This window comes from Micromonospora coerulea, from assembly GCF_016598485.1.
GTDB classification, from domain to species: Bacteria; Actinomycetota; Actinomycetes; order Mycobacteriales; family Micromonosporaceae; genus Micromonospora; species Micromonospora coerulea.
Genome location: NZ_JAEMUW010000001.1, coordinates 340,563 through 353,823 on the forward strand (window position 1 = coordinate 340,563; position 13,261 = coordinate 353,823).

At 73.0% G+C, this 13,261-nt stretch carries 12 protein-coding genes and 2 tRNA genes; 9 read left to right on the plus strand and 5 right to left on the minus strand.

Annotated elements, in window-relative coordinates:
* The first annotated feature begins 97 nt into the window (after nucleotides 1-97).
* From I8N68_RS01675 to I8N68_RS01695, 5 genes are all read left to right on the plus strand, one after another.
* Nucleotides 98-3,079, plus strand: a complete 2,982-nt coding sequence (locus tag I8N68_RS01675; protein ID WP_200206671.1) for a UPF0182 family membrane protein — start codon at nucleotides 98-100, stop codon at nucleotides 3,077-3,079.
* Between the two features lie 262 nt (nucleotides 3,080-3,341).
* Nucleotides 3,342-3,418: transfer RNA gene (locus I8N68_RS01680), tRNA-Met, on the plus strand.
* A 133-nt stretch (nucleotides 3,419-3,551) separates the two neighbouring features.
* Nucleotides 3,552-3,625, plus strand: a tRNA-Met gene (locus tag I8N68_RS01685).
* A 136-nt stretch (nucleotides 3,626-3,761) separates the two neighbouring features.
* Nucleotides 3,762-4,184 carry a hypothetical protein gene (locus I8N68_RS01690; protein WP_200206672.1) on the plus strand — a complete coding sequence of 141 codons (423 nt, stop codon included), beginning with the start codon at nucleotides 3,762-3,764 and terminating at the stop codon, nucleotides 4,182-4,184.
* 85 nt (nucleotides 4,185-4,269) lie between these two features.
* Nucleotides 4,270-4,518 (plus strand): hypothetical protein, encoded by a 249-nt coding sequence (locus tag I8N68_RS01695; RefSeq protein ID WP_200206673.1) that lies wholly within the window; start codon nucleotides 4,270-4,272, stop codon nucleotides 4,516-4,518.
* 95 nt (nucleotides 4,519-4,613) lie between these two features.
* On the opposite strand, the gene I8N68_RS01700 is transcribed toward I8N68_RS01695, so the two are convergent.
* The gene (locus I8N68_RS01700; protein WP_200206677.1) at nucleotides 4,614-5,936 is read right to left on the minus strand and encodes an ABC transporter substrate-binding protein; all 1,323 of its coding nucleotides are present in this window, start codon (nucleotides 5,934-5,936) and stop codon (nucleotides 4,614-4,616) included.
* Nucleotides 5,937-6,067: 131 nt separating this feature from the next.
* On the opposite strand from I8N68_RS01700, the gene I8N68_RS01705 reads away from it, so the two are divergent.
* Entirely contained in the window at nucleotides 6,068-6,901 is an 834-nt protein-coding gene (locus tag I8N68_RS01705) for a phosphoribosylaminoimidazolesuccinocarboxamide synthase (RefSeq protein ID WP_200206678.1), read from the plus strand.
* Here the strand turns inward: I8N68_RS01705 and glpK are convergent, their stop codons facing one another.
* On the minus strand, nucleotides 6,902-8,386 hold the full coding sequence (gene glpK, locus I8N68_RS01710) for a glycerol kinase GlpK (protein ID WP_200206685.1): 1,485 nt from the start codon (nucleotides 8,384-8,386) through the stop codon (nucleotides 6,902-6,904). It abuts the gene before it with no gap.
* A gap of 64 nt (nucleotides 8,387-8,450) precedes the next feature.
* Between glpK and I8N68_RS01715 the strand changes: the two genes are divergently transcribed.
* Nucleotides 8,451-9,389 carry a ribose-phosphate diphosphokinase gene (locus tag I8N68_RS01715; RefSeq protein WP_200206687.1) on the plus strand — a complete coding sequence of 313 codons (939 nt, stop codon included), beginning with the start codon at nucleotides 8,451-8,453 and terminating at the stop codon, nucleotides 9,387-9,389.
* A 92-nt stretch (nucleotides 9,390-9,481) separates the two neighbouring features.
* Here the strand turns inward: I8N68_RS01715 and I8N68_RS01720 are convergent, their stop codons facing one another.
* Nucleotides 9,482-9,949, minus strand: a complete 468-nt coding sequence (locus tag I8N68_RS01720; protein WP_200206689.1) for an ATP-binding protein — start codon at nucleotides 9,947-9,949, stop codon at nucleotides 9,482-9,484.
* A gap of 121 nt (nucleotides 9,950-10,070) precedes the next feature.
* Between I8N68_RS01720 and macS the strand changes: the two genes are divergently transcribed.
* Both macS and I8N68_RS01730 read left to right on the plus strand, forming a co-directional pair.
* Nucleotides 10,071-11,195 carry a MacS family sensor histidine kinase gene (gene macS / locus I8N68_RS01725; protein WP_200206691.1) on the plus strand — a complete coding sequence of 375 codons (1,125 nt, stop codon included), beginning with the start codon at nucleotides 10,071-10,073 and terminating at the stop codon, nucleotides 11,193-11,195.
* Nucleotides 11,192-11,851: a response regulator gene (locus I8N68_RS01730; RefSeq protein ID WP_234038327.1), complete on the plus strand. Its 660-nt coding sequence runs from the start codon at nucleotides 11,192-11,194 to the stop codon at nucleotides 11,849-11,851. The genes macS and I8N68_RS01730 overlap by 4 nt, the downstream gene beginning before the upstream one ends.
* Here the strand turns inward: I8N68_RS01730 and I8N68_RS01735 are convergent.
* Both I8N68_RS01735 and I8N68_RS01740 read right to left on the minus strand, forming a co-directional pair.
* Nucleotides 11,848-12,420: a DUF5709 domain-containing protein gene (locus I8N68_RS01735; protein ID WP_200206693.1), complete on the minus strand. Its 573-nt coding sequence runs from the start codon at nucleotides 12,418-12,420 to the stop codon at nucleotides 11,848-11,850. The two genes, I8N68_RS01730 and I8N68_RS01735, sit on opposite strands and share 4 nt — an antisense overlap.
* Nucleotides 12,421-12,514: 94 nt before the next feature.
* Entirely contained in the window at nucleotides 12,515-13,246 is a 732-nt protein-coding gene (locus I8N68_RS01740) for an ATP-binding protein (RefSeq protein WP_234038328.1), read from the minus strand.
* Between the last annotated feature and the right edge of the window lie 15 nt (nucleotides 13,247-13,261).

Sequence of the window (13,261 nt, forward strand, 5' to 3'; positions counted from 1 at the left end):
CGTGACGTGACCTTGACCCGACCTGGTCAGGAACACCCCGTACTCTGGGTGCCTGGTCGAGGCCGATCACATCGAGCGTGCGGAGCCAACAGTGGTCATGCGTAGCAGCCCCCTGCCGAGGATGAGCCGGCGCGGACGCGTCACCATCGGGGTCCTGATCGGGGTGTTCGTGCTCTTCACCCTGCTCGGATGGGGGGTCAACGCCTGGACCGACTGGCTCTGGTTCGACGAGGTCCGCTACACCCAGGTCTTCACCGGGGTGCTCGCCACCCGGCTGCTGCTGTTCCTGCTGGTCGGGCTCGGCATGGCCGCCGTCATCGCGGTCAACCTCTGGTTGGCCCACCGGCTCCGGCCCAGGATGCGGCCGCACTCCATGGAGCAGGCCACCCTGGAGCGGTACCGGATGCTGCTGAGCCCCCGGCTCGGCACCTGGATCGCCGTGGTCGCCGCGGTGATCGGCCTCTTCGCCGGGCTGTCCGCCCAGAGCCGGTGGGGCCAGTGGCTGCTCTTCCGCAACGGCGGGGACTTCGGCGTGAAGGACCCGGAGTTCGGCGTCGACGTCGGGTTCTACGTCTTCCAGCTACCGTTCCTGCGGTACCTGCTGGGCGTCGGCTTCACCGCGGTGGTGCTGGCCCTGCTCGGCGCGCTGGCCGTGCACTACATCTTCGGCGGGGTCCGGTTGCAGGGCGTCGGGGACCGGATGACCAACGGCGCCCGGGCCCACCTGAGCACCCTGGTCGCCATCTTCGTCCTGCTCAAGGCCATCGCGTACGTGCTGGACCGGCGGGCGATGCTGCTGGAGTACAACGAGGGCGCGAAGCTCTACGGTGCCGGCTACGCCGACGTCAACGCGCTGCTGCCGGCGAAGGAGATCCTCGCCTACATCTCCATCGTGGTGGCCATCGCGATCATCGTGTTCTCCAACGCGGTGATGCGGAACCTGGTCTGGCCGGGCATCGCGCTGGCCCTGCTCGGCGTCTCCGCCGTGGCGATCGGCGGCATCTACCCGTGGGCCGTGCAGACCTTCGAGGTGAAGCCGAGCGCCCGGGACAAGGAGGCGCCGTACATCTCGCGCAGCATCGAGGCGACCCGCGCCGCGTACGGGCTGGGCGCGGCGAAGACCGCCGGATACGCGGCGAGCAACCTGACCCCGCCGCCCAGCCTGGCCACCGACACCTCGGTGGTGTCGAACGTCCGGCTGCTCGACCCGCAGCTGGTCTCCGAGACGTACACCCAGCTCCAGCAGGTGCGCGGCTTCTACGACTTCGGCCCGAAGCTGGACATCGACCGGTACGCGGTCAGCGGCAAGACCTCCGACTACGTGGTCGGCGTCCGGGAGATCAACTATGACGAGCTGACGACCCAGCAGAACAACTGGATCAACCGGCACACCGTCTACACCCACGGGTACGGGCTGGTCGCCGCGCCGGCCAACCAGATCTGCGGCAATGGCACGCCGTACTTCGTCTCCGGCTTCCTCGGCGATTCGGACAAGGCGGCGCAGGGGTGCGCCTCGCAGACCGAGCAGATCCCGGCGCAGCAGCCGCGGATCTACTACGGCGAGCGGATCAAGGCCGACGACTACGCGATCGTCGGAAAGACCGGGGACCGCAACGTGGAGTTCGACCGGCCGACGTCGACCGGCGGGGAGCAGTACTACACCTACACCGGTGAGGGCGGCGTCAAGATCGGGTCGTTCACCCGCCGGTTGCTCTACTCCATCAAGGAGCAGGAGTCGAACTTCCTGCTCTCCGAGGCGGTCAACGACAACTCGAAGCTGCTCTACGTGCGCAACCCGCGCGACCGGGTGGAGAAGGTCGCCCCGTTCCTCACCCTGGACGGTGACCCGTACCCGGCGGTGGTGAACGGCCGGGTCCAGTGGATCATCGACGGCTACACCACGGCGGCGACCTACCCGTACGCCGAGCGGATCAACCTCCAGGCCGAGACCACCGACGAGCTGACCAACCGGGGCACCTTCCAGCTGGCCCGGGAGAACGTCAACTACATGCGCAACTCGGTGAAGGCCACCGTCGACGCGTACGACGGCACCGTCCGGCTGTACCAGTTCGACGACACCGACCCGGTGCTGAAGGCGTGGAACAAGGCCTTCGGCGGGGACCTGGTGCTACCGAAGTCGGCGATCCCGGCCGAGCTGGCCGAGCACTTCCGCTACCCGGCCGACCTGTTCAAGGTGCAGCGCAACCTGCTCACCAAGTTCCACGTCACCGACCCCGGCGACTTCTACTCCGGCCAGGACTTCTGGCAGGTGCCGAACGTGCCGGACGCGCCGGACAGCGGGCAGAAGCAGCCGCCGTACTACCTGTTCACCGAGTTCCCCGGGCAGGAGGGACCGCGCTTCCAGCTCACCTCGGCGGTCACCCCGAACGGCCGGCAGAACCTCGCCGCGCTGATCTCCGGGTCGTACGTGGACGGGCAGCCGCGGCTGGAGGTGCTGGAGCTGCCCGACCAGACCCGGACGGGCGGCCCGGTCCAGGTGCACCAGCAGATGACCAACAACGGCGACATCCGGCAGCAGCTCAACCTGCTCTCCTCCAACCAGGCCCAGGTGCAGTACGGCAACCTGCTCTCGCTGCCGTTCGCCGACGGGATGCTGTACGTCGAGCCGGTCTACGTGAAGAGCAACCAGCAGGACGCGTTCCCGCTGCTGCAGAAGGTGCTGCTGTCCTACGGTGACGGCGGTTCGTACGTGGTGCTGGCGAACAATCTCAGCGACGGCATCAAACAGCTCGTCGAGCAGGGCAAGCGGGCGGGCCAGGGCGCTCCGCCGCCGAGCGGCGGAACCCCGCCGCCGGCCCCTGGGCCGACGAACCCGCCCGCGCTCACGGGCGCGCTGGCCGACGCCGCCGCGAAGGTGCAGTCCGCCATCACCGAGGTCAAGGCCGCGCAGGCGTCCGGCGACTTCGAGCGGTACGGGCGGGCCCTGAAGGCGCTGGACGAGGCGATCACGGCGTTCCAGCAGGCGCAGTCGGCGGCCAACCCGTCGGCGTCCCCGGCGCCGAGCGGCAGCCCGTCGGCGTCCCCGCCGGTGTCACCGTCCGCCTCGCCGAACGGCTGACCGTCGCCCGCAGCACCCATCTCAGCCCGTCATCGCCGGTCTCCGCCGGCGGTGGCGGGCTGAGGTCGTCCGGACCGCAACCCGCCGGGCCGCTCGCCCGTCAACCGGGCGGGGGATCAACGGGAGGCGGGATCGTGGGCCCTCGTGCCCAGGTGGACGCGGGCAGCCGGCGGGCGGTGGCGGCCATCCGGCGCTGGTTGGGGTGCGGGTCCGGGCTCGTTTTGCGGGCCGGGGGGTCGGTAGGCTACGGTTGTCATACCGACGCGGGGTGGAGCAGCTCGGTAGCTCGCTGGGCTCATAACCCAGAGGTCGCAGGTTCAAATCCTGTCCCCGCTACCACACCGGAACGGCCCCGAGGATCTGATCCTCGGGGCCGTTCCGCTTGTCCGCACCGGTCGTTCCCGGCCGCCCGGCGTGATCGGGGGACCCGGCTGATCTCCGTGCCGGAGGTGCGCTAAGCTTTGTGAGTCGACGCGGGGTGGAGCAGCTCGGTAGCTCGCTGGGCTCATAACCCAGAGGTCGCAGGTTCAAATCCTGTCCCCGCTACTCGTCACGAAGGGCCCCGGAGGAAACTCCGGGGCCCTTCGCCGTTTCCCGCCCGGGGCCGGGGGGCGTGTCCGGGCCAGTTCTGAGACAGTCCGGCACGTGCTGATCATGCCGTGATGCCCGAGGCGGAAGAGCGGTGAGCGGCGCGGGGGAGGTGCGCCGCCACCTGCTGCGGCAGCCCCGCTTCCGGTCGTTCTTCGTCGCGCACACGATCTCGCAGTTCGGTGACCGGATCTCCGAGCTGGCCTTCCCGCTCCTGGCGGTACTGGTGCTCGACGCCACCGCCGCTCAGGTGTCGGTGCTGACCGGGGACGGGCTGCGCAGCCGGGTGGCCGGGGCGTACGCGGCGGTGAACTACGGGGTACGGCCGCTGGGCGCGCTGACCGGCGGCGCGCTCGGCAGTTGGCTCGGCCTGCGCCCCACGCTCTGGGTCGCGGCGGTCGGCGGGACCATGTGCGTGCTCTGGCTGCTGCCCTCGCCGATCCCCGGGCTGCGTTCGCTGGACCAGGTCGACGGGGCGGACCGGCCCGCGCCGGATCTGACCGGGGCCGCCGGGTGAGCGAGTCCCGCCGCTGCCGTCGCGCGGGCAGGTGAGTAGTCGCGTCCACCGTGCCCCGGTTGCGCTCCTCGGCGAGGATGGGGACATGTCTGCTTGGAGCAAGTGGTGGGGCCGGCTCAGCGCGGTCCTCGGTGCGGTCGTGCTCTCGGTGTTCGTACCGGTCGCGGCCTGGGCGTCCACGGGAAGCGGTGAGCTGGTGGTGGAGGCCGCCCGGCGGCGCCGGGGCGGCGGCGGCTTCCTCGGCCTGCTCTGCTGTCTGGTGGTGGTCGTGGCGATCGTGCTGCTGGTGCTGCGGCTGATGCGCAACCGGCGGGGTGGCCGCCCGCCGGGCTGACCCGGTCCGGTCCAGCCCGGCGCGGCGGTCGAGGCCGCGCCGGGCCGGCGGTCCGGGGTCCGGGCCGGAGACGTGTCGCCCGCGCGACGGAGCGGTCACTCGGCCAGGGCCGCGTTGCCCTCGGCGATGAACCGGGAGGTGGCCGCGCGGGCGCCGGAGCGGCCGGAGCGCACGCTCTCGGCGGCGGCGATGAGCAGGGCCCGGACCCGGGCGTGCCCCTTCGGCGGCGGCGCGGGAGCCGGCCCGAGCAGGTCGTCCAGGGCGGTGCCGAACGCGACGACCTGCTTCTGCGCCCGATCCGTCACGCCGTCGGCGACGAACCGGCGCACCGCCGTGCTGGCGTTCAGACCCCGCTCGACGCCGAGGATCCGCCCGGCCGCCACGTTGGTGGTGAGGAAGTTGAGCACGTCGACGACCACGCCGGGGTGCCGGGTGCCGCGGAACGCGGACCAGTACATGGACGCGCGGGCCCACTGGGCCGCCGGGCTGCCCGGCAGGCCGACGAGGCCCAACTCGTCGTCGGTGTAGCGCTGCAGTTCCGGCAGCTGGTGCGACCAGGCGAACGACGCCGCGGTGTGCCCGGTGACCACGAGCTGCCGGCTCAGGTCGCGGGTGTCCGCCTGCTCCACCAGCGCGGCGCTCGGGGTGGCCCGGCGGGACCGGGCCACCTGCCACAGCTCGAACCAGTCGAGCAGTTCGGCGGTGCCGAAGCCGAGCTGCCGGCCCTGGTACAGCTCGCCACCCTGGCCCCGGAGCCAGAGCCAGAGCGCGCGGTAGTCCCCGGAGGGGTCCATCGTCCCGGCCACCCGGCCGCCGGAGGCCCGGGTGACCCGGCCGGCCCACTCGACGTACTCCCGCCAGGGCATGCCGGTGCGCGGTTCCGGGACCCCGAGGCGGTGCAGCAGGTCCCGGTTGAACACCAGCGCGGCGCCGGTCTGGGCGGCGGCGACGGCCACCGTACGGTCGTCGACCTGGCCGTAGCGGGCCAGACCCGCGGGCAGGCCGGCCAGGTCGAGGCGCTTGTCGGCGACGTAACGGCTGAGGTCGAGGACGATCTGGCGCTGCGCGTACTCGGCGAGGACGGTGTCGTCGATCTGGAACAGGTCCGGCACGTTGCCGCCGGTGGCCTGGGTGGCGAGCCGGTCGTAGTAGCCGGTGAGGCCCTGCCAGGTCACCCGGAACCGGACCCGGGGGTTCTGCTGGGAGTAGAGGCGCAGCGCCTTCTCGGTGGCCTCGGCCCGCAGGGCGCCGCCCCACCAGAAGACCGACAGCTCGATCGGCCCGTCGTCCACCGGGGCCCGCTCCTCGGGGTCGCAGCCGGCCAGGCCCCCGGCCACCAGCGGCAGGCCGCCGAGCGCGCCGAGGAACCGCCGCCGGTCGACACCGGGACGGGGCGGGGCGGGGTGCTGGGCGCGCACGGGTACTCCTGGGGCGCTGGCGGGCTGCTGCGGACGGACCATTTACACAGGCCCCACGCGGAGGTGTCAACGGCAGGGGCTCTCCGGTGGTGGCACCGGGCGGTCCAGGGTCCCATGGTGTACTAGGCGCCGTGGAACTTCTGCACTCCGGCAAGGTCCGGGACGTCTACGCCGACGGCGACGACCTGATCCTGGTCGCCTCGGACCGGATCTCGATCTACGACGTGGCGCTGCCCACCCCGATTCCGGACAAGGGTCGCCTGCTCACCGCGCTCTCGCTGTGGTGGTTCGAGCAACTCACCGACCTGGTGCCGAATCACGTCATCTCCGCCACCGACGTGCCGGCGGAGTTCGCCGGTCGGGCGATCCGCTGCCGCCGGCTGGACATGGTGCCGGTCGAGTGCGTGGCGCGTGGCTACCTGACCGGCGGGGGCCTCGCCGAGTACCAGCGCACCGGCGCGGTCTCCGGTGTGCCGCTGCCCCGCGGCCTGGGGGAGGCGTCGATCCTGCCCGAGCCGATCTTCACCCCGTCGACCAAGGCGCCCAAGGGCGAGCACGACGAGCCGATCACCTACGACCAGGTCGTCGACAAGGTCGGCGCGGAGGTCGCCGAGCGGCTCCGGCAGATCACCATCGACGTCTACCGGCGCGGCGCCGAGATCGCGGCCGACCGGGGCATCCTGGTCGCCGACACCAAGATCGAGCTGGGCTGGGCGCCGGACGGCACCCTGGTCCTCGCCGACGAGGTGCTCACCTCCGACTCGTCCCGGTTCTGGCCGGCAGAGTCGTACCAGCCGGGCCGCGCCCAGTTCTCCTACGACAAGCAGTACGTCCGGGACTGGGCCACCAGCAGCGGCTGGGACAAGCAGTCGCCCGCGCCGGAGGTGCCGGCCGAGGTGGTCGAGGCCACCCGGGCCCGCTACGTCGAGGTGTACGAGAAGCTGACCGGCAACACCTGGGCGTAGTCAGTCCACCCAGTCGAGGGTGCGCTGCACCGCCTTGCGCCAGTTGCGCAGCTCCCGGTCGCGCAGCGCCGGGTCCATCGCCGGCGTCCACCGGGCGTCGGAGCTCCACTGCTCGCGCAGGGTGGCCAGGTCCGGCCAGAAGCCGACCGCCAGGCCGGCCGCGTACGCCGCGCCGAGACAGGTGGTCTCGGTGATCCGGGAGCGGACCACCGGGACGTCCAGCACGTCGGCGAGGAACTGCATCAGCAGCGCGTTGCCGGTCATCCCGCCGTCCACCCGCAGCCGGCGCAGCGCCACGTCGGAGTCGGCGTTCATCGCGTCGACCACCTCGCAGGTCTGCCAGGCGGACGCCTCCAGCACCGCCCGGGCCAGGTGCCCCTTGGTGATGTAGCCGGTCAGCCCGGCGATCACGCCCCGGGCGTCGCTGCGCCAGTGCGGCGCGAAGAGCCCGGAGAAGGCCGGCACCACGTAGCAGCCGCCGTTGTCGTCGACCGTGCGGGCCAGCTCCTCGACCTGCGGGGCGGTGGAGATCAGTCCCAGGTTGTCCCGCAGCCACTGCACCAGCGAACCGGTCACCGCGATCGCGCCCTCCAGGGCGTACACGGGAGGGTGACCGTCGATCTGGTACGCCACCGTGGTGAGCAGGCCGTGCCGGGAGGGCACCGGGCTGGCCCCGGTGTTGAGCAGCAGGAAGCTCCCGGTGCCGTAGGTGCACTTCGCCTCGCCGGGCTGGAAGCAGGTCTGCCCGAACAGGGCGGCCTGCTGGTCGCCGAGCGCGCTGGCCACCGGCACCCCGGCGAGCACCCCGCCGGCGGTCCCGTAGACCTCGGCCGAGCAGCGGATCTCCGGCAGCATCGCCGCCGGCACCCGCAGCGCGTCCAGCAGCTCCGGGTCCCAGTCCAGGGTCTCCAGATCCATCAGCATGGTCCGGCTGGCGTTGGTCACGTCGGTGACGTGCCGGCCGGTCAGCTTCCAGATCAGCCAGCTGTCCATCGTGCCGAACAGGACCTCGCCGCGCTCGGCGCGCTCGCGCAGCCCGTCGACGTGGTCGAGCAGCCAGCGCAGCTTCGGGCCGGCGAAGTAGGTGGCCAGGGTGAGGCCCGTGCGGGCGCGCAGGCGCTCCTCGTCGTACGCCTCGGCCAGCTCGCGCAGCAGCGGGCCGGTGCGGGTGTCCTGCCAGACGACGGCGTTGGCCACCGGCCGACCGGTGGCCCGGTCCCAGACGACGGTGGTCTCCCGCTGGTTCGTGATGCCGACGGCGGCCAGCCCGTCCGGCCCCGTCCCGGCGGCCGCGAGCGCCTCCCGCACGACCTGCTGGACGTTCGCCCAGATCTCCTCGGCGTCGTGCTCGACCCAGCCGGGCTGCGGAAAGATCTGCCGGTGCTCCCGCTGGGCGACGGAGACGATCTCCCCGGCCCGGTCGAAGACGATGCACCGCGACGAGGTGGTGCCCTGATCGATGGCGGCGACGAACTCTCCGGTCACGGCAGCACCGTACCCGGAGGGAGCCTGCCCCGCCTCCCTCCGCCGGTCCGTACGATCAACAGGCGTGCGTGACATTGCCGTCTTCAGCGGAACCGCCCACCCCGAACTCGCCGCCGAGATCTGCGCCCACCTCGGCGTTCCGCTGCACCCGGCCCGGGTGTCCCGGTTCGCCAACGACTGCCTCGAGGTGCAGTTGCAGGCGAACTGCCGGGAACGTGACGTCTTCCTGATCCAGCCGCTGTCGCCGCCGGTGCAGGAGCACCTGGTCGAGCTGCTGTTGATGGTCGACGCGGCCCGGGGCGCGTCCGCCGGGCGGATCACCGTGGTGCTGCCGCACTACGCGTACGCCCGCTCGGACAAGAAGGACGCGCCACGCATCTCCATCGGCGGGCGGCTCGTCGCCGACCTGCTCACCTCCGCCGGCGCGGACCGGGTGCTGGCGATGACCCTGCACTCGCCGCAGGTGCACGGCTTCTTCAGCGTCCCCGTGGACCACCTGCACGCGCTGCGCGAACTGGCCGGCCACTTCCGCCGCTACGACCTGACCAACGCCGTGGTGGTCTCGCCGGACCTGGGCAACGCCAAGGAGGCGGCCGCCTTCGCCCGGATGCTCGGCACCCCGGTCGCGGCCGGTGCGAAGCAGCGGTTCAGCGATGACCGGGTCAAGATCAGTACGGTGATCGGTGACGTCACGGACCGGGACGTGATCGTGCTGGACGACGAGATCGCCAAGGGCAGCACGGTGATCGAGCTGATGTCCCACCTGCGCGAGCGGCAGGCCCGCTCGATCCGGCTGGCCTGCACCCACGGCCTCTTCTCCAGCGGCGCGCTGGCCCGGCTCAGCGCCCAGGAGGGCGTGCTGGAGATCGTCTGCACCAACACCGTGCCGATCCCCGCGGAGAAGCGGGTGCCGAAGCTGGAGGTGCTCTCGGTGGCGCCGGCGCTGGCCGAGGCGATGCGGCGGATCCACAACGGCGAGTCGGTCAGCGCCCTCTTCGGCTGACCCGCCCGACGGGGCCCCGCCCGCTCCGGCCGAGCGTCGTCCGGGTCGGAGCCCTGAGCCGGCGGCCTGTGCCAGGGGGCCGGCGGTCGGCGTTACTCGGTGGGGCGGCGGCCGGCGTGTTCGGGGGAGGCGACGGCGGCGCTGATCCGGACGGTCGTGCCGGCCTCGCCGGTCTGGACCTCCATCCTGTCGCTGAGCTCCCGGGCCAGCCAGAGGCCCCACCCGCCGGCCGTGTCCGGGGCCGGGCGGCTGTGGTCGTCCAGCCGGCGCGCGCTGATGCCGCCGCCGTGGTCGGCGACCTCGCAGACCACCTCACCGGCCCGCCGCCACAGCCGCAGGGAGCCCTGGCCACCGCCGTGCCGTACGGCGTTGGTGATCAGCTCGTTGACCGCCAGCACGAAGTCGTCCAGCCGCTGGCCGCCGAGCCCCGCGGCGTGCGCGCAGGAGGTGACCGAGTGGCGCAGCTCGGTCACCTGTGCCTGGTCGAAGGCTTCGGCGATGAGTAGGGAGGATTCGATGGGCACAACGGTACGCGGTGCGCGGGCATCTGCATTCGTCATGGCCCCGTCCCGGCGGTGGATCTGGGAGTTGTTCGCGGCATTTCCACCGTACGTCAGGGTTTCTCGGGTCGCCTCCACCGCCGTCCCCGGCGTCCCTTCGGACTGTGGCATGGTGTCGGCCATGCCGACGTCTCCCGGCGGCCTCGAAGGGCCGCTCTGGCGGTCCATCGCGGTGTTCCGGTTCGCCTCGCTGGCGTACGTCGCGGTGCTGGTCCTGCGGAACGCCGACCGGTACGCGCACCCGCTGGCCGCCGGCGGCGTACTGCTGGTGATGCTGGCCTGGTCCGGGGCGACCGCGGCCGGCTACGCCCGCCCGGCCGGACGGCGCTGGCCGCTGCTCGTGGCCGACCTCGGCGTGGTCCTGGCGATCATGCTGGCCACCCCTTGGGTGGTGGGCCGGGCGGCCCTCGCCGCCGGCGTGTCCACCCTGACCGTGGCCTGGCTGGCCGGGCCGGTGCTGGCCTGGGCGGTATCCGGTGGCCGGCGGCGGGGCGCGGTCGCCGCCCTGGTCCTCGGCGGCATCGACCTGGCCACCCGGGAGCGGATCAGCCAGTCCTCGCTGACCGGCGTGATCCTGATGCTGCTCGCCGGGGTGGTGGTCGGGCACGTCGCCCGGCTGGCCGTCACCGCCGAGGAGCGGCTGCAACGGGCCGTCGAGCTGGAGGCGGCGACCCGGGAACGGGAGCGGCTGGCCCGTGACATCCACGACTCGGTGCTCCAGGTGCTGGCGCTGGTGCAGCGGCGCGGCGCCCAGCTCGACGGCGAGGGCGGCGAGCTGGCCCGGCTGGCCGGGGAGCAGGAGGCCGCGCTGCGGGCGCTGATCGGCCGGTCCGGCGACCCCGGGGACTCCGAGGGTGGCATTCGGGACCTGCGGGACCTGCTCGACCGGTACGCCACCGCGACGATCGCGGTCTCCGCGCCCGCCACCGGGGTCCCGCTGCCCGCCCGGGTGGCCCGGGAGCTGGCCGCCGCCACCGGCGCGGCGCTGGACAACGTGGCCCGGCACGCCGGCGGGCGGGCCTGGGTGCTGATCGAGGACGAGGGGGAGATGGTGACGGTCTCGGTACGCGACGAGGGCCCGGGGATCCCGGAGGGCCGGCTGGTCGAGGCCGTGGCGCAGGGCCGGCTCGGGGTGGCCCAGTCCATCCGGGGCCGCATCGCCGACCTGGGCGGCGAGGTCCGGATCGTCTCCATCCCCGGCCAGGGCACGGAGCTCGAGCTGGTGGTGCCGAGGAGCGGGCGATGAGCGGCGGGATCCGGGTGATGGTGGTCGACGACCACCCGATGTGGCGCGAGGGAGTGGCCCGCGACCTCACCGAGGCCGGCCACCTGGTGGTGGCGACCACCGGCGAGGGGCGGCAGGCCGTGCGGGTGGCCGCCGCCGCCCGACCCGACGTCGTCGTGCTCGACCTGCAACTGCCGGACGTCTCCGGGATGGCGGTGATCCGGGGGCTGCGCGCGGCGCTGCCCGAGGTGCGGGTGCTGATGCTGTCGGCCAGCGGGGAGCCCCAGAGCGTGCTCGACGCGGTGAAGGCCGGCGCGACCGGCTACCTGGTCAAGTCGGCCGCGCCGGCCGAGTTCCTGGACGCGGTCCGGCGCACCGCCGCGGGCGAGCCGGTCTTCACCCCGGGCCTCGCCGGCCTGGTGCTCGGGGAGTATCGGCGGCTGGCGGCCGGACCACCCGCCGGGCCCACCGACGACTCAGCACCCCGGCTCACCGAGCGGGAAACCGAGGTGCTGCGTCTGGTGGCGAAGGGGCTGTCGTACCGGCAGATCGCCGAGCGGTTCGCGCTCTCCCACCGGACGGTGCAGAACCACGTGCAGAACACCCTCGGCAAGCTCCAGCTGCACAACCGGGTGGAGCTGACCCGCTACGCCATCGAGCGGGGCCTGGACGACTAGTGCGCCCCCGGGGGCCGGGTCTCGTGGATGGCCAGCTCCTCGGCGGTCGCGCCGCCGCCGGCCGCGCCGGCGTCGTACGCGACGTTGTCGGTCTCCTGGTCGGTGTGGGCGCCCTCGTCCGGCTCGACGAGCCGGCCCACCTGGGCGTCCGCGACGCTGCCGAGCTGCCCGTGGTCGTAGATCGAGACCGGCGAGTTCGGGTCCGAGGTGGGGCCCGGGTCGATCACGTCGGCGTCGAGCTGAGCCTGCGCGGCGGCCTCGTCGCTGGTGGCCTCGGCGGCGATGTCCGGGTCGATCGTGCCCGCGAGCGGGTCGTCGGACGGGCGCTCGTAGCTCTCCCGCTGGAGCTTGTAGTCCAGGGACTCGCCGTCGAGCTGCTCCTCGGCCGTGGTGCCGAACCGGTCCACCGCCACCGGGGTGCGATCCCCGGGCAGCTGGGCCGGCTCCGGGCCGTCCGCCTCGCGGCCGGTCTGTACGTCGTCCTTGGCGGTCGAGTCGTCGTCGGCGGTGCCGGGCAGCCCCTCCGCCTCGGGGTCGGACAGGGGGGTCGGGTACTCGTCGTCGCGCATGCCTGAGCACTACCCACTGCGCTGCCCGGATTAACCGGATCGGGGGCCGGCGATCGGGAGCAAAGGGAAGAAACGCCCCGCCGGGGCGGCCGGCTCAGCTCCGGTGGGCCGCCTCGTCCTCGGCGTGCAGGACGCACCAGACCACCTTGCCGTCCGGCAACACGGTGCTGCCCCAACGCCGGGCCACCGTGTCGATCAGCAACAGACCGCGCCCGCCGGTCGAGGTCAGCGGGGCCAAACCCGCGTATACCGGCAGCCGGCGCGAGTGGTCCCGCACGGCCAGGTGCAGGGCGCTGTCCTGCGGCGCCACCCGGACGGTCAGCGGGGTGCCCGCGTGGGCGACCACGTTGTTCACCATCTCGGTGACCGCGATGCTGGCCGGTTCCGCCAGCTCCGGGACCCCCCACCGGTCACAGCCGTCGGTCACCAGCGCCCGGGCCTCCCGGGCCGAGCCCGCCGCCGGCGGCAGGTCGGCGTTGCGCACCGCGGCCAGCGGTGTGGCGGCCAGCGTGGCCTGCGCCTGGTCCAGAGTCGCCCAGACCGGCGCCCCGGCACCCTGCTGGGCGGCCGACGGATCGAGGATCAGCAGGTCCGCGGCGGGCCACTCGGCGACCAGCCCGCGCACCTCGTCGAGGACGCCCCGGGCGGCGGGCTCGTCGACCCGGAGCCGGGAGAGGTCGGCGATCACCGGGCCGGGCCGGGCCCAGAGCCGGGCGAGCAACGCGTCGCGGACGGCCTCGACGCCGGCCAGGTCGAGGACGCCGGTCAGCCGGACGACCGCAGACGATTCGTCCGGTTCCACCAGGCATCGTACGTCCGTCGGCATGATCGTCCCATTGTG

Coding starts and splice junctions, on each gene's coding strand:
- I8N68_RS01675 (WP_200206671.1), top strand. CDS start 98: ATGCGTAGCAGCCCCCTGCCGAGGATGAGCCGGCGCGGACGCGTCACC.
- I8N68_RS01695 (WP_200206673.1), top strand. CDS start 4,270: ATGTCTGCTTGGAGCAAGTGGTGGGGCCGGCTCAGCGCGGTCCTCGGT.
- I8N68_RS01720 (WP_200206689.1), bottom strand. CDS start 9,949: ATGACGAATGCAGATGCCCGCGCACCGCGTACCGTTGTGCCCATCGAA.
- macS (WP_200206691.1), top strand. CDS start 10,071: ATGCCGACGTCTCCCGGCGGCCTCGAAGGGCCGCTCTGGCGGTCCATC.
- I8N68_RS01730 (WP_234038327.1), top strand. CDS start 11,192: ATGAGCGGCGGGATCCGGGTGATGGTGGTCGACGACCACCCGATGTGG.
- I8N68_RS01735 (WP_200206693.1), bottom strand. CDS start 12,420: ATGCGCGACGACGAGTACCCGACCCCCCTGTCCGACCCCGAGGCGGAG.
- I8N68_RS01740 (WP_234038328.1), bottom strand. CDS start 13,246: ATGCCGACGGACGTACGATGCCTGGTGGAACCGGACGAATCGTCTGCG.